Source organism: Pseudooceanicola endophyticus (assembly GCF_018760365.1).
In the GTDB taxonomy this organism is placed as follows: Bacteria; Pseudomonadota; Alphaproteobacteria; order Rhodobacterales; family Rhodobacteraceae; genus Pseudooceanicola; species Pseudooceanicola endophyticus.
On the sequence record NZ_JAHIAB010000006.1, the window covers coordinates 155,551 to 173,157 of the forward strand.

Genomic DNA, 17,607 nt, shown 5'->3' on the forward strand with positions numbered 1-17,607 from the left:
TTACCTCCCTCGGGTTCAGGCGAAGTCGGCTGCGAATTCGTCCAGCACTGCCTTCAGCTTGTCCGCGGGCTCGCCCTTGATCTTGGGATCGGAGTTGGTGATCCAGGCCAGAACGTCGGACTTCTTGTTGCGCAGGAACTTCAGCAGCTCGGCTTCGTAGCGACCGACCTCGGAGACCGGAACCTTGTCCAGGTAGCCGTTGGTGCCGGCGAAGATCACGCAGACGATTTCCGCGTTGGTCAGCGGGGCGTACTGCGGCTGCTTCATCAGCTCGGTCAGGCGGGCGCCGCGGTTCAGCAGCTTCTGCGTGGCGGCATCGAGATCCGAGCCGAACTGCGAGAAGGCCGCCATTTCGCGGTACTGTGCCAGCGACAGCTTCACCGGGCCAGCAACCGAGGACATCGCCTTGGTCTGGGCCGAGGAGCCAACGCGCGACACCGACAGACCGGTGTTCACGGCCGGGCGGATGCCTTGGTAGAACAGCTCGGTTTCCAGGAAGATCTGGCCGTCGGTGATCGAGATCACGTTGGTCGGGATGAAGGCACCGACGTCGCCACCCTGGGTTTCGATGATCGGCAGCGCGGTCAGCGAGCCAGCACCGAAATCTTCGTTCAGCTTGGCCGAACGTTCCAGCAGGCGGGAGTGGAGGTAGAAGACGTCACCCGGATAGGCTTCGCGGCCCGGCGGACGACGCAGCAGCAGCGACATCTGGCGGTAGGAGACGGCCTGCTTGGACAGGTCATCGTAGATGATCAGCGCGTGGCGGCCGTTGTCGCGGAAGAATTCCGCCATCGCGGTCGCGGTGTAGGGCGCCAGGTACTGCATCGGCGCGGGGTCCGAAGCGGTTGCGGCCACGACCATCGAGTATTCGATGGCGCCGGTCTCTTCCAGCTTCTTCACCAGCTGCGCAACGGTCGAACGCTTCTGACCGATGGCAACGTAGATGCAGTACAGCTTCTTCGATTCGTCGTCGCCGGCGGCCTTGTTGTAGGACGCCTGGTTCAGGATCGCATCGAGAGCGACGGCGGTCTTGCCGGTCTGACGGTCGCCGATGATCAGCTCGCGCTGGCCACGGCCGATCGGGATCATCGCGTCGATGGCCTTCAGGCCGGTCGCCATCGGTTCGTGAACCGATTTGCGCGGGATGATGCCCGGGGCCTTCACGTCGGCGATGCGACGCTCGGAGAACTCGATCGGACCCTTGCCGTCGAGCGGGTTGCCGAGTGCGTCGACAACACGGCCGAGAAGCGCGTTACCGCAGGGCACGTCCACGATGGAGTTCGTGCGCGTGACGGTATCGCCTTCCTTGATGTCGCGGTCCGTGCCGAAGATCACGACGCCGACGTTGTCCTTTTCCAGGTTCAGCGCCATGCCGCGGATCCCGCCGGGGAACTCGACCATTTCGCCTGCCTGGACGTTGTCGAGGCCATGGACACGGGCAATACCGTCACCGACGGAGAGCACGCGACCGACCTCGGCCACTTTGGCCTCTTGGCCAAAGTTCTGGATCTGCTCCTTCAGGATCGCAGAGATTTCGGCAGCTTGGACTCCCATTATCCGACCTCTTTCATGACATTCTGGAGTGCGTTCAGTTTCGAGCGGATCGACGTGTCGACCATGCGCGAACCCACTTTAACGACGAGACCGGCGATGAGGCTTTCATCGACGGTCGTGTTCAGTTTCACCGTCTTGCCGATGCTTTCGGCAAGGGCGGCGGCAAGCTTGTCTGCCTGTTCGGCAGTGAGCGGCGTGGCCGAGGTGACATCCGCGGTGACTTCACCACGGGCCTCTGCCAGCAGTTCGCCGAGGCGCTGGACCAGTTGCGGCACCGTGAAAAGACGGCGCTTCTGGGCCATCAGGCCCAGGGTGCTGGCCAGCTCGGGCACGAGGCCCAGCTTTTCGGCCACGGCGGCAATCGCCTTGGTCTGTGCCTCGCGCGAGTAGACCGGCGAGGCGATCATGTCGCGGAGATCTTCGGAAACCTGGATGGCTTCCGCCAGCGTCGCGACGCTGGCGTCGAGATCGCCGAGCTTGCCGCTGTCGCGGGAAATTTCGAAGACGGCCTGGGCATAGCGCGAGGCAATGCCGTAGGAAATCGAAGCTGGTTCGGACACGTCCACCCTTCCGACTATCTGGCCCCGCGACGTGACGGGAAAAATCCCGGATTCCGCACCACCGCAGGGGGTTTCCGGCTCTGGCGCACCAAAGCATCAAAATCGCTGGGGGTGTAGCAGAGCGCCCCTCACCCATCAACCCGCTTGAAGGTCCCCTGCCCCCCCTTCATCCCCTTCGTTTTACTGGAATTTCCGGCGCGTCTCACGGCTTCGTGCGCCCGCCCGGCAGGCGCGTTTCGGGTAAGTTAATATAATTGACCAGCTTTTTCGGTATACCCGACCCCGCGCATCCAATGCATTATCAAGGAAACCGGGACGAGCCGCCGCAGGACAGAAAATTTCTCCTGCCGCGACGTCCTGACCGGGCCGCAAAAACCGTTGCATCGAATCCGCACAAGTCCGTTGCGTGCACAAGTTCTTCCGACACACTGGAAAGTTGAGACCCCAGTACCTATGCGGCCGTAGCGACACGGCTTTTTCGCGAGTTACGGGAAAACGTGACGACTTCTGCCCAGAGGCTCACCAAAGCGCCCCCTCAGCAGGCAGTTTGAAAACACCCCCTGCGACAGCCTGACGCACCCCCCGGTGCGGGGCGGCCTCAGTGGCCGTTCCGGTAGGCCGTTTCCGGTTTCGGAACCGCGAGTCCCTCCAGAACCTTGAGGCCCGGGCCCCGCCGCACCCGTTCCCCGGGATCGTTCGGCGCCTGCACCCGCTTGGAAACCTCGACCATCAGCACGCCCCCCGAGACGATCATCGACATGGAGCGGCCCATGCGTTCCCAGAACGGCGCCGTCTTGCGCCAGAAGCGCCGGTGCGAGGGCGGCTGGTAAAGCGTGTGGACATGGCGTTCGGGCAGGAAGGAATGCCGCCGCAGCTGCGCCTCCAGCTGGCTCTGGCTGTAGGGCCGACCGAAGCCGAAGGGCGTGGCATCGGAGCGCGCCCAGAGCCCGGAGCGGTGCGGCACGATGAACAGCGCCTTGCCGCCCGGCCCCAGCACCCGGAAACATTCGTCCAGCAGGTCCGAGGCGCGCTCCGACACCTCGAGCCCGTGCATCACGATCAGCTTGTCGACCATGCCGGTATCGACCGGCCAGACCGTCTCCTCCGAGAGGACGGCGACATTGGCCATCCCGGCGGGCCAGGGCATCACCCCCTGCGGTGCCGGCATCAGGCCGATGACCCGCCGGCTTTCGGCCAGGTAGGGACGCAGCAGCGGCACGGCAAAGCCGAAGCCCAGCACGGTCTGGCCCTTGGCCTCGGGCCACAGGGTCAGCACCTCGTTGCGCACGGCCGTCTGCGCCGCGCGACCCAGGGTCGAACGATAGTAGAAATTGCGCAGGTCCTGCACGTCCTGGTGCATTGCAAGCCTTCTCCGGTTGCGCTTCACTTGAAGACAATAGCAAGCAAGGAAGATTTGAAAATGGCCCTCGACCTCCTCACCGTGCCCTGTCTGCGGGACAACTACGCCTATATCGTCCGGGGACCGAAGGAAACGCGCATCATCGACGCCCCCGAGGCCGGGCCGATCCTGGCCGCGCTGAAGGCCGCGGGGCTGACGCCGACGCAGCTGCTGATCACCCACCACCATCACGACCATAACGATGGCGTGGCCGGGCTGCGCGCCGCCTTCCCGGACCTGGTGGTCATGGGACCTGCCGCCGAGGCCGACAAGATGCCCGCCATGGATCGCCTTCTGGCTGAGGGCGATTCGCTGGGAGACGCGGAAGAGCTGTGCGAAGTGATCGCGGTGCCCGGCCACACCCTGGGCCACATCGCCTTCCACCTGCCGCAGGCGCAGATGGTCTTCACCGCCGACAGCCTGATGGCCATGGGCTGCGGACGGGTCTTCGAGGGGACCTTCCCGATGATGCACGAGAGCCTGTCGAAACTGGCCGCCCTGCCCCCCGAAACCCTGGTCTGCTCGGGCCATGAATACACCCAGTCGAACGCCCGCTTCGCGCTGACCATTGAACCCGGCAACGCCGCCCTTATATCCAGAACAGCGGAGATTGACGCCGCCCGAGCCGAAGGACGCCCGACGGTCCCGTCCCTTCTATCCCTGGAACTTGCCACAAACCCCTTCCTGCGCGCGCATCTGCCCGAAGTTGCGCTCTCTCTCGGCCTTGCCGGCGCCTCTCCCGCCGAGGTCTTCGCCGAGATCCGCCGCCGGAAGGATTCCTTCTGAGAAACGCCGGATTCACACGCGAACCCGTATTCCTGTCGGCAAATGTGATCCTGCGCGCGCAGAAAACCCTTGAAGCGCGCAGGAGATCGACCAAACTTTAATATTGAGAGGCCAAGGTTGGACCCGGGGTCCCCGCACCCCGCTCCGACATAGATCGAAAAGGAGCCCACAAGTGCCTTCATTCTCGACCACTCTGGAACAGGCCATCCACGCAGCCCTGGCCCTGGCGAATGCGCGTCACCACGAATTCGCCACTCTGGAGCATTTGCTGCTGGCCCTGATCGACGAACCCGACGCCGCGCGCGTCATGAAGGCCTGTTCGGTCGATACAGAAGAATTGCGACAGACTCTTGTCGAATTCGTGGACGAGGAGTTGCAGAACCTTGTCACCGACATCGACGGGTCCGAAGCGGTCCCGACCGCGGCCTTCCAACGCGTGATCCAGCGCGCCGCCATCCATGTTCAAAGCTCCGGCCGCACAGAGGTCACGGGCGCCAACGTGCTGGTCGCCATCTTCGCGGAACGGGAATCCAACGCGGCCTACTTCCTGCAGGAGCAGGACATGACGCGCTATGACGCGGTGAACTTCATCGCCCATGGTGTCGCCAAGGATCCCGCCTACGGCGAGACCCGCCCCGTCACCGGCTCCGAGAACGAGGACCGCCAGAGCGCGGCCCCGAAGGCCGCCGCCTCGAGTTCCGAGGGCGACGGCAAGGAATCCGCGCTCGACAAGTACTGCGTGAATCTCAACGCGAAGGCCCGCGAGGGCGAGGTCGATCCGCTGATCGGCCGTGCCCATGAGGTCGAGCGCTGCATCCAGGTCCTGTGCCGCCGGCGCAAGAACAACCCGCTGCTGGTGGGCGATCCCGGTGTCGGCAAGACCGCCATCGCCGAAGGCCTCGCACGCAAGATCGTCTCGGGCGAAACCCCCGAGGTTCTGGCGAACACGGTCATCTTCTCGCTCGACATGGGCGCGCTGCTGGCCGGCACCCGCTACCGCGGCGATTTCGAGGAACGGCTGAAATCCGTAGTTACCGAACTGGAGAACCACCCCGACGCGGTGCTCTTCATCGACGAGATCCACACCGTGATCGGCGCCGGGGCGACCTCGGGCGGGGCAATGGATGCTTCCAACCTGCTGAAGCCCGCGCTTCAGGGCGGCAAGCTGCGCTGCATGGGCTCCACCACCTACAAGGAGTTCCGCCAGCATTTCGAGAAGGACCGCGCGCTGTCCCGCCGGTTCCAGAAGATCGACGTGAACGAGCCCTCGGTCGAGGACGCGGTGAAGATCCTCCAGGGCCTCAAGCCCTATTTCGAGGAACACCACGGCATCCGTTACACCAATGATGCGGTGAAGACAGCGGTCGAGCTCTCGGCGCGCTACATCAACGACCGCAAGCTGCCCGACAAGGCCATCGACGTCATTGACGAGGCCGGCGCCGCCCAGCACCTGGTCGCGGAAAGCAAGCGCCGCAAGACCATTGGCGTGAAGGAGATCGAGGCCGTCGTCGCCAAGATCGCCCGCATCCCGCCGAAGAACGTCACCAAGGACGATGCCGAGGTGCTGAAGGATCTCGAAGGCTCGCTGAAACGCGTGGTCTTCGGCCAGAACGCCGCGATCGAGGCGCTGTCCTCGGCGATCAAGCTGGCCCGCGCCGGCCTGCGCGAACCCGAGAAGCCGATCGGCAACTACCTCTTCGCCGGCCCCACCGGCGTCGGCAAGACCGAGGTGGCGAAACAGCTGGCGGATACGCTGGGCGTGGAGCTGCTGCGCTTCGACATGTCGGAATACATGGAGAAACACGCGGTTTCGCGGCTGATCGGCGCCCCTCCGGGCTATGTCGGCTTCGATCAGGGCGGGCTGCTGACCGACGGCGTCGACCAGCATCCGCACTGCGTGCTGCTGCTGGACGAGATCGAGAAGGCGCATCCGGATGTCTACAACATCCTGCTGCAGGTGATGGATCACGGGAAACTCACCGACCACAACGGTCGCACGGTGAACTTCCGCAACGTGATCCTGATCATGACCTCGAATGCCGGCGCCGCCGAACAGGCGAAATCGGCCATCGGCTTTGGGCGTGACCGTCGCGAGGGCGAGGATACCGCCGCCATCGAGCGCACCTTCACGCCGGAGTTCCGCAACCGTCTGGACGCCGTTATCTCCTTCGGCCCGCTGCCGAAAGAGGTCATCCTTCAGGTGGTCGAGAAGTTCGTCCTGCAACTCGAGGCCCAGCTGATGGACCGCGGCGTGGCGATCGAGCTGACCCGTCCCGCCGCCGAATGGCTGGCCGACAAGGGCTATGACGACAAGATGGGCGCCCGTCCGCTGGGCCGCGTGATCCAGGAGCACATCAAGAAACCGCTGGCCGAGGAGCTGCTTTTCGGCAAGCTCTCGAAAGGCGGTGTGGTCAAGGTCGCAGTCAAGAACGGCGAGATCGACCTGCAGATCAAGGGGCCGGACAAGCTGCAGCTCTCCGGCAACAAGCCGCCCCTTCTTACGGCGGACTGATCGTTCCGAAGACACGAAAGACAAAGGGCGGGGCTTTCCCCGCCCTTTTGTTACGCCCTGCTTCCGAACGAGAGGGGGCGCTGCCCCCACCGCCTCCGGCGGCCCCCCGGGATATTTCCGGCCAGATGACAGGGATCCAGGCTCTCCATCATCTGGCCGGAAATATCCCGGGGTGAATGGCGCCCGGCACGGGCGCCAGAGGGGCAGAGCCCCGATCCACGCCAGGCGCCGAAGACTGTGTCCCTGTGGTTACGCGGCCAAGTCTGCCGTTTCCGGAACTGCACAGAAGTTGTCTTTGCTTCTGGCGGAGGGTTATTCCTGATCGGCTGGAGCAGCCGGCAGCTGTTGAACCAATAGACCCTTTTCAAGCGTAGCATTTTCGACAGCCTCGAAACTGCGCCTGGAGCTGCGGCGCTGGATGACCTCGGCCTTGACGAGACCGTTGATCGTTTCGGTCAGCACATTGTCACCGCTGCCGCCGGCTTCTCCCGACCGCCCGGTGTAGCGAATGGACAGATATTCGGTGGCTTAAGCCGGCCGTCGCAACGCCTTCGATCATATCCCGTTCGAGAAGCAGCTCGGGAGCCTCTGCGGCTGTGGCCCCCAAGCGATTGTCGGAAGGCGCGTGTTCAGTGCATGAGCGGCGGCGCTTATCGCTTCAGTACCGTGTTTGCTGGGATCCGTGGCCTTTGGGGCGTATTGGTGGAGCAGAGCATTGGTGTCCTCCTTGCTGCCGCGCTGCCATGCATTGGCGAGAAGGGCTCTGGGGGTCGCAGAAGCAGAGGGCCAGACCGGTTTCGGCCCGCGACTGCGCATGTTGTCCCTCTTGGTTCCCAGGTCCCACGTTAACGAACGGCGCAAGGGGGCAGGAAAGCTGCCGCACATCCCGGCGGTGACATCCTGTGGGGCCTCGGCACCTTGGCCAGCAAGACCCGGCCCACTCCCTGCCTGCTCCACATCCCTCCATGCGCGCCATGTGCAGGCGCATGGTGAAGCGGTTCGTGCGCGCGGCCAGCCGTGCCGATCCCCTGACTGCCATGGCCGAATATGGGCTCGCCGTCCCCGAGGCCAGGAACCGCCAGATCATTGATCTCCGCCGGGCGTTTGCAGACCATCAAAGCGCCAACGCGGGGACCTTGCCGCGGTTTCGGGCTCGTTCGCGGGGCATCCGGAGCGCGCGGCCGGAGCGGAGACGGGCTGAACGTGCTCGCCTCAGCGCCCCACACCCTTCGAACCATGGTCTGACAGATGGCTTCATGGCTGATGCACATGGCCTAAGCCTCGGGGCGTCCACCGCTCACGTTGTGAGATCTGCTGTGGCAGTGAGACCGGACAGCCGATCCTGCACGTCGTCGCGCAGGACGGGGGAGGGGACCGCGCGCCTGCTGACCTTTGGAGGTTCGACCGCACGCTCTTCATGTGCGGCTGAACTCTCTGCTGCGTATTGCCTTGTCTCACGCGGGATGATGCCGGGGGATCGGCCCCGCCTTGCGTGCGATCGCCCATGGGCCTGTGCCCCGGGGGCATTCGATGGCGATTGCCTCGCGCGGGAACGAAAGGCTGCGGCTCTTCAGCAGGGGACCGAAGACGCGAGATAAATGGAGGGTATTCCGCCAGACCTGCGATACCACCGCGATCCGACGGGCGGGGCGACACCTGCGGCGATGGCAGCTTCCTCGCCGGACAGCCTCGCCGCGACCTGCTGCCAGACCCGGCATGGATGCCCCCGCTGCCAGACGGGCCGCCGGTCTGGCGCGGACAATTTGTGCCGTGTCGGGCGCTGTGACGTCCATCAGCACCTTCGAAATCAGGATGTTGCGAGCAGCTGGATCCGTTTTGAAAGCCGCAGTCAAAATGGTGGACGCGCGCGCGCCCCGCGCCCTTGACCAGACGGTGTTCGAGGACCTTGAGGACAACGTGGCGCGCCCTCCAGACGACACTTCGGCGCGCGCAAGCGGCTGAGACAAAAGCCACGCAGACGCCCCCGCCAGGGGACTGCATGCCATCCCCTCTGCCTCAGCGTTCCGTCAGCTTCAGTTCGATCCGCCGGTTCTGCGCCCGGGCCTCGGGCGTCTCGCCCTTGGCAATCGGCTGGTACTGACCGAACCCGTTTGCCGAAAGCCGGTCCGGCGGCACCCCGTACTGGATCATCCGGCGCACGACCGAGAGGGCGCGGGCCTGGGACAGCTCCCAGTTGTCGGCATATTGCCCGTTGCCCGACAGCGGCACGTCATCGGTATGACCATCCACACGGATGATCCAGTCCACGTCCGAGGGCATCTCCTGACTGATCTCCATCAAAAGGCCGGAAATCTTGCGGATCTGCTCATCCCCCTCCGCCGAAAGGACCGCCGAACCTGCCGGGAACAGCACTTCGGAGGAGAAGACGAACCGGTCGCCCACGATGCGCACGCCATCCTGCCCGGCCAGAACCTCGCGCATGCGGCCAAAGAAGTCAGAGCGGTAGCGGGCCAGCTCTTCCGCCTGCTTCTCGTATTTCTGGGCGGCCTCGGCCATGCGCCGGGCCTCGGCCTCGGCCTTTTCGCGTTCGCGTTTCTCGACGGCGGCGGCGCGGGCCAGAGCCGCATTCAGGTCCGAGCCCAGCGACTGAAGCTGCACCTGGCTGGCCGCATCGCGCTGCTTGTAATCATCCAGAAGCGCCTGAAGGCTGCCGAGCTGGGTCCGCAGCGCCGCCACCTGGCTGTTCAGCAGGGCCGTGCGGCGCGCCTGATCCGCAGATTGCGCCTTCTGCTCGGCCAGTGCCTTGTTCGCCGCGCTCAGCAGCACCTGGCGTTGCTCGGCCGCGCTCATCTGGTCCCGGGCCGCAGCCTCGGCCTTCAGCCTGGCGGCCAGCGCTGCCGCCAGTTGCGCCCGGATGTCATCCTGATCCGCGCTTGCGCCCTTGGCGGCCTGAAGCTGCGTCTGCAAGCCGGCGATCTGGGCCTGAAGATCCGCCACCCGGGTCTGGGCATCGGCCTGATCCGCCACCTGCGCCTCGGCCTTCTGCTGCGCCAGCACCGCGGCGGCCAGCTTTGCATCCAGATCCTGCTTGGCGGTCTGGGCAGCGGCCAGAAGCGTCAGCGTCTCTTCGGCCTTCTGGCGCTCCTGCTCCAGCGTCAGGGTCATCGCCGTCAGCGCATCCTGAGAGGATTGCAGCTTGTCGCGCAGTGCCTTGGCGGCGGCAGCCTCGGCCAGCTGGGCCTTCTGCGCCTCCGAGAGCTGCTGCGTCAGATCCCCGACCTGCCCCTGCAGCGCCGCCGACTGGCTGCCGGCGTCGGCATTCTTCGCCTTCAGGTCGTCGATCAGCGCCTGCAGCGCCTCGCGCCGGGCCGCCGCCAGCCGCGCGGCTTCGGCCTGGGCATCGACCTCGCTGCGCGCCTGGGCAAGCGAGGCCTCCAGCGCCGCCTGGGCATCGGCCTGTTTCGCCTGCGCGGCCTTCAGGTCCGCGACCTGCCCCCGCGCCGCATCGCGGGCGCCGATCAGCGCCGCCACCTGGGCCTCGAAATCGGTGATCTTGCCCTGAGCGGTCTTCAGCGCCGCCTGGGTCGCATCGCGCTGCTGCGTCAGCGTGGCGATCAGCGCCGATTGCTGGTCAAGCTGCCCCTGCCGGTCCGACAGGGTGGCGTTCAGCGTCCCCAGCTCTCCCTTCAGCTTCGCGTTCTGATCCTGCGCCAGACCCAGGGCGGAACTCAGCTGCGAGACCTGTGAAGACAGCGAATCCAGCTCGCTCTCCTGTCCGGAGATGGTCTTTTCCTGGCCGTTGATCGTGTCCTGCAGCACGAACTGCACCACCATGAAGATGGTCAGCACGAACATCAGCACCATCAGCAGGCCCGTCATCGCATCGACGAATCCCGGCCAGATATTGGCCTGCAACCGGGCGCCGGATCTGCGGGAAAGGCCCATGGCTCAGCCCTTGCGCTCGGGGGCGCGCAGCGGCGGCAGTGCCGAGGCATGGGAGATCGCGCGGGTCATCGCGGCGATCTCTCCGCGCAGTTCGGCCATGGTCTCGTGACGACCGGCGGAAATCTCCTCGAGGATGCGCACCAGCTGCACGTCCATGGAGCGCAGGCGCATCCGGCTCTCGGCATCGAAACCATCCGTTTCTTCCGCCCCCATCCGCGCCAGCAACGCCTCCTGCCCCGAAGCGATCCGGTTCAGCGCATCGGCAATCGGGCTGGTCACGGCGTTCTGCGCCGCCATCCGGTCGGTCAGCCGCTCGATCATGTCCACGAGGCTCGAGAGCTTGGCATCGACCTCGGAACGCCCCTCCTCGGCGCGGGCAAAGAGCATCTGCATCTCTTCCATCCGGTCGCCCAGCGTATCCAGCACCGCCACCAGCGCCGAGCTTTCCGAGGCACCATCCCCCTCGGCAAAGCCCAGCCGCGTGATGGTCGAAAGCCATTCCTCAAGCTCGCGGTAGAAACGGTTCTGGCCGTGCCCGGCGAACAGCTCCAGCAGGCCCACCACCAGCGACCCCGCCAGCCCCAGCAGCGAAGAGGCGAAGGCCACGCCCATGCCCGACAGCTGGCCCTGAAGGCCGCTCATCAGCCGGGCGAAAATCTGGGTCCCGGTCTCGCCGTCCTGCGGCGCCAGCGAACGGATCGTATCGACCAGCGCGGGCACCGTGGTCGCGAGGCCATAGAAGGTGCCCAGCAGCCCCAGGAAGATCAGCAGAGAGGTGATGTAGCGCGTGATCTCGCGCGCCTCGTCGATCCGGGTCGCGACGGATTCCAGGATCGAGGTCGCCGAGCCGGAAGAGATCTGCCGCCGCCGCGCCTTGCCGCCCAGCAGCGTTGCCAGCGGCATCAGCAGGCGCGGGGCGCGGTTGGAATCGTCGCGCAGGCCGCCCACGAAACCCTCGATCCAGCGCACCGAGGCGATCAGCTGACCGACCTGCCAGAAGCACGACAGCACCCCCACCACGAAGACGCAGCCGATGAAGCCGTTCAGATAGGGGTTCGCCAGGAACACCGGCATCACCACCGGCGCGGCCATCACCGCCCCCAGCCCCGAGAGGGCCAGCACGATCAGCATCAGCATGATCTGCCGGATCGGCTGAGAGAATTGCGGCGCGGCGGTCTGCCCCGTCTGGTCCATGCGGAAGGGTCCCGAGATTGGTTAAGATGAAGATCCGCCCCGACCCTAGAAGCCGCCCCGCCCCGAGAAAAGGCTTATCCTTGAAGCTGGCGCACCCTTTCCGCCAACCATGTCAAATCCGCATCGGCCAGACCGATCTCTTCAAGATGTCGTGCGGTGTTCCACAGATATTCGGAATTCGGCCCCATGCCGCCATGGGCATGGGCGATCACCTGGGCCTGTTCCTCCAGCGGCAGGCCGCCGCAATATTGCCGGTGGCCGGGGTTGATCACATAGGTCAGCGCCTCGACCTGGCGGCCATCGGTCAGATCGACCGGCAGAGACTTTTCCAGATAGGCCGAGGAGACCAGCTCGCGTTCACGCAGGTAGGCAAGGACGTGGTCCTCCTCTCCAGGCGCGACGCGCAGCGCCAGCCCCGTGCAGCCCGCCCCCTCGGCCGGGTCCAGCGCCAGCACCAGCCCCGGTTCCTCCTCCGAGCCGCGGTGGTGGATCGAGGTCATGCAGAAGGAGCGCGCATAGCCCGACAGCCGTGCCACGACCCGTTCCGCCGGGTCGAACCCGGGTTTCCAAAGCAGCGATCCGTAGCCGAAGACCCACATGTCCATCTCTGGTCCTTTCTGTCTGACCCCCTATAAACACTCTCTGACGGCCGTCGAAAAGGGGAGCCCATGAAACGTTTCGCCTACGGGATCTTCGCCCTTGTCCTGGTGCTGGCCATCGGCTGGGCCGGGTTCTGGTTCTGGGGGGCCCATGCCCTGCGCCAGGGCCTGGAAGGCTGGTTCGCCGAGCGCCGCGCCGCCGGCTGGCAGGCCGAATACAGCGCCTTTTCCGTGCAGGGCTTCCCGAACCGCTTCGATGCGGACTGGAAGGACCTCTCGCTGGCCGATCCCAGGTCCCGCCTGGCGGTGCAGCTGCCCGAGTTCGGACTCTACACCCTGTCCTACACGCCCCATCACCTGATCGCGGTCGCCCCGTCCGAAATCCAGATCGCCACCCCCTGGGTCAGCTTCCCGCTGGAGGACGACGATCTGCGCGCCTCGCTCCGCCTGCATCCCGGTCGCGCGCTGGAGCTGGAGCGGGTGCAGATGGCCGGCAAGAACCTGTTCCTCGGCGGCCAGGTGGCGATGTCGGTCGCGGATCTCAGCCTCGCGATGGCGCAGGATGCCGCGACACCGGCGCGCTACCGCCTGGGGCTGGAGGCCACGGGCGTCACCCCCCCGGCCCGCATCCTCAACCGGCTGGGCGCCGCCACCGCCCTGCCCGAAACCCTGGACGAAGTGAAGCTCGATGCCGAGGTCACCTTCACCCGGCCCTGGGACCGCCAGGCGCTGAACGCCACCCGCCCGCAACCCCGTCACATCGACCTCGCTGCGGCGCGGATCCACTGGGGCGCCCTGCTGCTGCAGGCCAGCGGCACGCTCGATGTCGACGCCCAGGGCCGCCCGGACGGAGAGCTGGATCTGAAGGCGGAAAACTGGCGCCAGATGCTCACGCTCGCCACCAAGGCCCATGCGCTCGACCCGAAGGCCGCGAAGCAGATCGAGGGCGTTCTGGGCTTCATGGCCGGGCTCGGCGGTGATCGGGACAGGCTGGAGGCGAAGATCACCTTCCGCCAGGGCGTGGCCTGGCTGGGCATCCTGCCCCTCGGTCCCGTCCCGCCCCTGCGGCTGCGCTAGGGCATATTTGGGGAAAGATGAAACCGCAGGGCGCGCCCCGGCTCTTTCATCTGGCCGGAAATATCCCCGCCGGAGGCCTCCGGTTTTCCAGCGGGAAACCGGACCACGGCACCTTACTTCCGGGCCGCGCCCCCACGCCCGAAGTCGGGCGCATCTGTGTCCTGCCCGGCTTCGATGATTCCGCGGCGGATGGCACGGGTGCGGGTGAAATAGGCATGCAGGTGCTCGCCGTCGCCCTGCCTGATCGCCCGCTGCAGCGCGAAAAGCTCTTCGGTGAAGCGCCCGAGGATCTCCAGCGTGGCCTCCTTGTTCGACAGGAAGACATCGCGCCACATCGTCGGATCCGAAGCCGCGATCCGGGTGAAGTCCCGGAAACCGGCGGCGGAATACTTGATCACCTCGCTGTCGGTGACCCGGCGCAGATCATCGGCGACCCCCACCATCGTATAGGCAATGAGGTGCGGCGTATGCGAGGTGACGGCCAGCACCAGATCGTGGTGCTGGGCATCCATCTCGTCGACATTGGCGCCCAGGCTTTCCCAGAAGGCGCGCAGGGCGGCGGTGCTTTCGGGGCGGGTGCCCTGCGTTGGCACGATCAGGCACCAGCGGTTGTCGAAAAGCCCCGCGAACCCCGCCTCGGGGCCGGAATGCTCGGTCCCCGCCAGCGGGTGGGCGGGGATGAAATCGACGCCTGCGGGCACGAAGGGCGTCACCGCCTCGATGACCGAGCCCTTGACCGAACCGACATCCGACAGGATCGCACCGGGCTTCAGATACGGGCAAACCGCCTCGGCCACGCGGCCCATGGCGCCCACCGGCACGCAGAGGATCACCAGATCGGCTTCGGCCACCGCATCGGCGGGGGTGTCGCAGACCTGATCGCACAGGCCGATGCGGCGCGCGGTCTCGCGCACCTCGGGAGAGATGTCGTAGCCCGTAATCCGCGTCTGCCCGGCCCGCTTTGCGGACCAGGCGATCGAGGAGGCGATCAGCCCGAGACCGATCAGGGCCACCGTGCCGACCGGGCGTAGGCTCACGCCGGCACCCCGGCCTTGAACTGGCCGATGGCATGGGCCACGCGGCGGCAGGAGGGCTCGTCCCCGATGGTGATGCGCAGGCAATGGGGCAGGTTGTAGCCCGCCACCTGCCGCACGATCAGCCCGCGGGCCTTCAGGAAGGCATCGCAGGCCGCGGCCTCATCGGCATCGGCGAAGCGGGCCAGGATGAAATTGGCGCAGGAGGTGTCCGAGGGCACGCCATGTTCGGCCAGCGCCTCGGCCAGCCAGGCGCGCAGGCGGCTGTTCTCGGAGCGCGAGCGTTCCACGTGGGCCGTATCGTTGACCGCCGCCACCGCCGCCGCGATCTGCGCGGTCGACAGGTTGAAGGGCTGGCGGATCCGGTTCAGCACGTCGATGACCTCCTGGGTGCCATAGCCCCAGCCGATCCGCAGCCCGCCAAGGCCGTAGATCTTCGAGAAGGTCCGGGTCATGAAGACATTGTCGCGGGCCTCGACATGGGCCGCGCCGCCATCGAAGCCCTCGACATATTCGGCATAGGCCCCGTCGAGCACCAGCAGGGCGCCCTCGGGCAGGCCGGCGGCGAGGCGCGCGACCTCGTTGCCGCCGATCATCGTGCCGGTCGGGTTGTTCGGATTGGCGATGAAGACCAGCCGGGTCCTCGGCGTGCAGGCCGCCAGGATCGCCTCGACATCGGTGACGCGCTCGCGTTCCTTGACCTCGACCGGCGTGGCGCCGACCGCATGGGCCAGGATCTTGTACATGGCAAAGCCATGCTCGGTGAAGACGACCTCGTCGCCGGGGCCGGCATAGGCCTGGGCCAGCATCTGCAGCACCTCGTCCGAGCCGACGCCGCAGATGATGCGGTTCGGGTCCAGCCCGTGGCGCGCGCCGATGGCCGCGCGCAGCTCGGCGTGGTCGGTGTTCGGGTAGCGATGGAGATCATGGGACGCCCGGCGGAACGCTTCCTTGGCGGCATCGCCGGCGCCATAGGGGTTCTCGTTCGACGACAGCTTGACGACGTCGGACACGCCTTCGACCTTGGAAGCCCCACCCTGGTAGAGCGCGATTTCCATGATTCCGGGCTGCGGGGTAATGGATTGTGACATGATCTCACCTCTGCAACACGCGACCTTCTAGCCCCCGGGGCAGGGCATGGAAAGGCGTAGTTGCGCAAGTTTCCCGGCTATCCCGCCCGGCGGGGTCCACAGGCCACACTTTCGCCCCGCCCTGCCCTGCAAAGACAGGATCACGCGCTGCAACAGCCTGAAACGGAACGTCATGGCCGGCCAGGGCGCCAAAAGCAAAAAGGGCCACCCCGAGGGGCGGCCCTTTCGATCCGGATCGGCGCAGAGATCAGTTCTGCGCGTAGAATTCGATCACCAGGTGGGGTTCCATCTGGACGGCGTAGGGAACGTCCGACAGGCCCGGGGTGCGCACGAAGGTCGCGGTCATCTTCGAGTGGTCGACTTCCAGGTAATCGGGAACGTCGCGCTCGGTCAGCTGGACAGCTTCCAGGAGGACAACCATCTGCTTGGACTTTTCGCGGACCTCGATGACGTCACCTTCCTTCACGCGGTAGGAGGGGATGTTCACGCGCTTGCCGTTCACCAGGACGTGACCGTGGTTCACGAACTGACGGGCTGCGAAGACGGTCGGCACGAACTTGGCGCGGTAGACGACGGCGTCCAGGCGGCGCTCCAGCAGGCCGATCAGCAGCTCGCCGGTGTCGCCCTTGCGACGCTCGGCTTCACCGAAGATGCGACGGAACTGCTTCTCGGTCAGGTCGCCGTAGTAGCCTTTCAGCTTCTGCTTGGCGCGCAGCTGCAGACCGAAGTCCGACAGTTTGCCCTTGCGGCGCTGGCCGTGCTGGCCCGGGCCGTATTCACGACGGTTCACCGGGGACTTGGCGCGGCCCCAGATGTTTTCGCCCATGCGGCGGTCAATTTTGTACTTGGCAGACGTGCGTTTGGTCACGGCTGATCTCCTTCAGAATGGTCATGCCCCGGAAGGCACAGTGAAGGGCGTTGTCCTCTCCCCGGACCTCTCCCTTCCGGGACAGGCTGCCCGGGTTGACAGGCATCCCCTTGCGGGGGCCACCAACACCAGTGAAGCCGCGCTTATATAGAGGAAAGGCAGGGAGTCAATCACCCCGGAACGCGAAAAGCCGGGTTTCTGGCCTCAGACCGGAAGCTGGTGTCCCAGCACCCGGAAGCCGGCGCCCTCGCGGCGGATGCGCCAGCGCTGCGCAGCGATGACCGTGCCCGCCAGGGTGCGATGCGCCGCGACGTGCAGCGTGTCCGGTCCCAGCTGCGCGGGGGCCTGCGCCCCGTCCGCGAAATGCACCATCGCCGCGCCGTCCCCCGTCCCGTCGATGCGCCCGCGGGCGCCGGGATAAAGGTGGGTATGGCTGGCGTGCAGAAGGATCATGGGGCTGCTCCGTCCGTGGGAACAGGATGCCCCGAAGCGGGCCGCGCGGCAAGCACCGCGCAGCCCGGGCCCGCAATCAGATCGGGGTCAGATCCGGGCCGAGCCCCCGCGCGGGCCGGCGACCAGCCACAGGATGAAGCCGATGACCGGCAGGATCAGGATCAGCAGGACCCACAGGATCTTGGCCCCGGCAGAGGTGCCCGAGACGGCAACGTTGTAGATGGCGTAGATGTCGGCGATCAGGATGATCAGCCCGAGGATACCGAATTCCATGGCGAAGCTCCTTTCGGCGTGTGTCATGGATACAACGCCTTCGGGGCACCCCGCGGTTCCCCCGCGACAGGCCGGAACCCCCTGCCCGCCCCGGCGTTGGCCCAGAACCGCCGACACCCCAACCGCCGACACCCCCGCCCCCGGAGGAGCCGACCATGCGCACCGGATCGACCGTGACCCTTGTCCTTGCCGCCCTGAGCCTTCTGGCCCTGGCGGTCTACGTGCTGGACCTCGGGATCAAGACGCCCCCGAAACTGCCGAAGATCCAGCCCATGGGCCTGAGCGTGGGCGACTGAGCGGC

At 66.1% G+C, this 17,607-nt stretch carries 15 protein-coding genes and 1 pseudogene; 4 read left to right on the plus strand and 12 right to left on the minus strand.

Going from position 1 to position 17,607, the window contains the following annotated elements; translation table 11 throughout:
* Nucleotides 1-15: 15 nt before the first annotated feature.
* The 3 genes from atpA to KM176_RS12330 form a co-directional block, all read right to left on the minus strand.
* The gene (gene atpA, locus KM176_RS12320; RefSeq protein ID WP_160894483.1) at nt 16-1,554 is read right to left on the minus strand and encodes a F0F1 ATP synthase subunit alpha; all 1,539 of its coding nucleotides are present in this window, start codon (nt 1,552-1,554) and stop codon (nt 16-18) included.
* A complete protein-coding gene (locus tag KM176_RS12325) occupies nt 1,554-2,120 on the minus strand; it encodes a F0F1 ATP synthase subunit delta (RefSeq protein WP_160894484.1) in 567 nt (188 codons plus the stop codon). The genes atpA and KM176_RS12325 overlap by 1 nt, the downstream gene beginning before the upstream one ends.
* Nucleotides 2,121-2,712: 592 nt before the next feature.
* Complete coding sequence (locus KM176_RS12330; RefSeq protein ID WP_160894485.1) at nt 2,713-3,474, minus strand: class I SAM-dependent methyltransferase; 762 nt, start codon at nt 3,472-3,474, stop codon at nt 2,713-2,715.
* A 60-nt stretch (nt 3,475-3,534) separates the two neighbouring features.
* On the opposite strand from KM176_RS12330, the gene gloB reads away from it, so the two are divergent.
* Nucleotides 3,535-4,299: a hydroxyacylglutathione hydrolase gene (gene gloB, locus KM176_RS12335; RefSeq protein WP_160894486.1), complete on the plus strand. Its 765-nt coding sequence runs from the start codon at nt 3,535-3,537 to the stop codon at nt 4,297-4,299.
* A gap of 172 nt (nt 4,300-4,471) precedes the next feature.
* Nucleotides 4,472-6,811, plus strand: coding sequence for an ATP-dependent Clp protease ATP-binding subunit ClpA (gene clpA / locus KM176_RS12340; protein WP_160894487.1), 2,340 nt, complete (start codon nt 4,472-4,474; stop codon nt 6,809-6,811).
* Nucleotides 6,812-7,104: 293 nt separating this feature from the next.
* On the opposite strand, the pseudogene KM176_RS24890 reads toward clpA, so the two are convergent.
* The 4 genes and pseudogenes from KM176_RS24890 to KM176_RS12355 all read right to left on the minus strand — a co-directional run.
* A pseudogene (locus KM176_RS24890) lies at nt 7,105-7,333 on the minus strand (IS3 family transposase); the annotation flags it as partial.
* A 1,494-nt stretch (nt 7,334-8,827) separates the two neighbouring features.
* Complete coding sequence (locus KM176_RS12345; RefSeq protein WP_160894488.1) at nt 8,828-10,717, minus strand: peptidoglycan -binding protein; 1,890 nt, start codon at nt 10,715-10,717, stop codon at nt 8,828-8,830.
* A gap of 3 nt (nt 10,718-10,720) precedes the next feature.
* A complete protein-coding gene (locus KM176_RS12350) occupies nt 10,721-11,911 on the minus strand; it encodes a biopolymer transporter ExbB (RefSeq protein ID WP_160894489.1) in 1,191 nt (396 codons plus the stop codon).
* Between the two features lie 74 nt (nt 11,912-11,985).
* Entirely contained in the window at nt 11,986-12,516 is a 531-nt protein-coding gene (locus tag KM176_RS12355; RefSeq protein ID WP_160894490.1) for a gamma-glutamylcyclotransferase, read from the minus strand.
* A gap of 63 nt (nt 12,517-12,579) precedes the next feature.
* Between KM176_RS12355 and KM176_RS12360 the strand changes: the two genes are divergently transcribed.
* Nucleotides 12,580-13,587, plus strand: a complete 1,008-nt coding sequence (locus KM176_RS12360) for a DUF2125 domain-containing protein (protein ID WP_160894491.1) — start codon at nt 12,580-12,582, stop codon at nt 13,585-13,587.
* A 113-nt stretch (nt 13,588-13,700) separates the two neighbouring features.
* On the opposite strand, the gene KM176_RS12365 is transcribed toward KM176_RS12360, so the two are convergent.
* The 5 genes from KM176_RS12365 to KM176_RS12385 all read right to left on the minus strand — a co-directional run bounded on the left by KM176_RS12365 (nt 13,701) and on the right by KM176_RS12385 (nt 17,306).
* The gene (locus tag KM176_RS12365; RefSeq protein WP_160894492.1) at nt 13,701-14,624 is read right to left on the minus strand and encodes a prephenate/arogenate dehydrogenase family protein; all 924 of its coding nucleotides are present in this window, start codon (nt 14,622-14,624) and stop codon (nt 13,701-13,703) included.
* Entirely contained in the window at nt 14,621-15,712 is a 1,092-nt protein-coding gene (gene hisC / locus KM176_RS12370) for a histidinol-phosphate transaminase (RefSeq protein WP_160894493.1), read from the minus strand. The genes KM176_RS12365 and hisC overlap by 4 nt, the downstream gene beginning before the upstream one ends.
* 247 nt (nt 15,713-15,959) lie before the next feature.
* Nucleotides 15,960-16,580, minus strand: a complete 621-nt coding sequence (rpsD, locus tag KM176_RS12375) for a 30S ribosomal protein S4 (RefSeq protein WP_160894494.1) — start codon at nt 16,578-16,580, stop codon at nt 15,960-15,962.
* Between the two features lie 204 nt (nt 16,581-16,784).
* Nucleotides 16,785-17,033: a hypothetical protein gene (locus tag KM176_RS12380; protein WP_160894495.1), complete on the minus strand. Its 249-nt coding sequence runs from the start codon at nt 17,031-17,033 to the stop codon at nt 16,785-16,787.
* Between the two features lie 87 nt (nt 17,034-17,120).
* Nucleotides 17,121-17,306 carry a PLDc N-terminal domain-containing protein gene (locus KM176_RS12385; RefSeq protein WP_160894496.1) on the minus strand — a complete coding sequence of 62 codons (186 nt, stop codon included), beginning with the start codon at nt 17,304-17,306 and terminating at the stop codon, nt 17,121-17,123.
* A 155-nt stretch (nt 17,307-17,461) separates the two neighbouring features.
* Here KM176_RS12385 and KM176_RS12390 point away from each other — a divergent pair, with 155 nt between their 5' ends.
* Nucleotides 17,462-17,602 (plus strand): hypothetical protein, encoded by a 141-nt coding sequence (locus tag KM176_RS12390; protein ID WP_160894497.1) that lies wholly within the window; start codon nt 17,462-17,464, stop codon nt 17,600-17,602.
* Nucleotides 17,603-17,607: the final 5 nt, after the last annotated feature.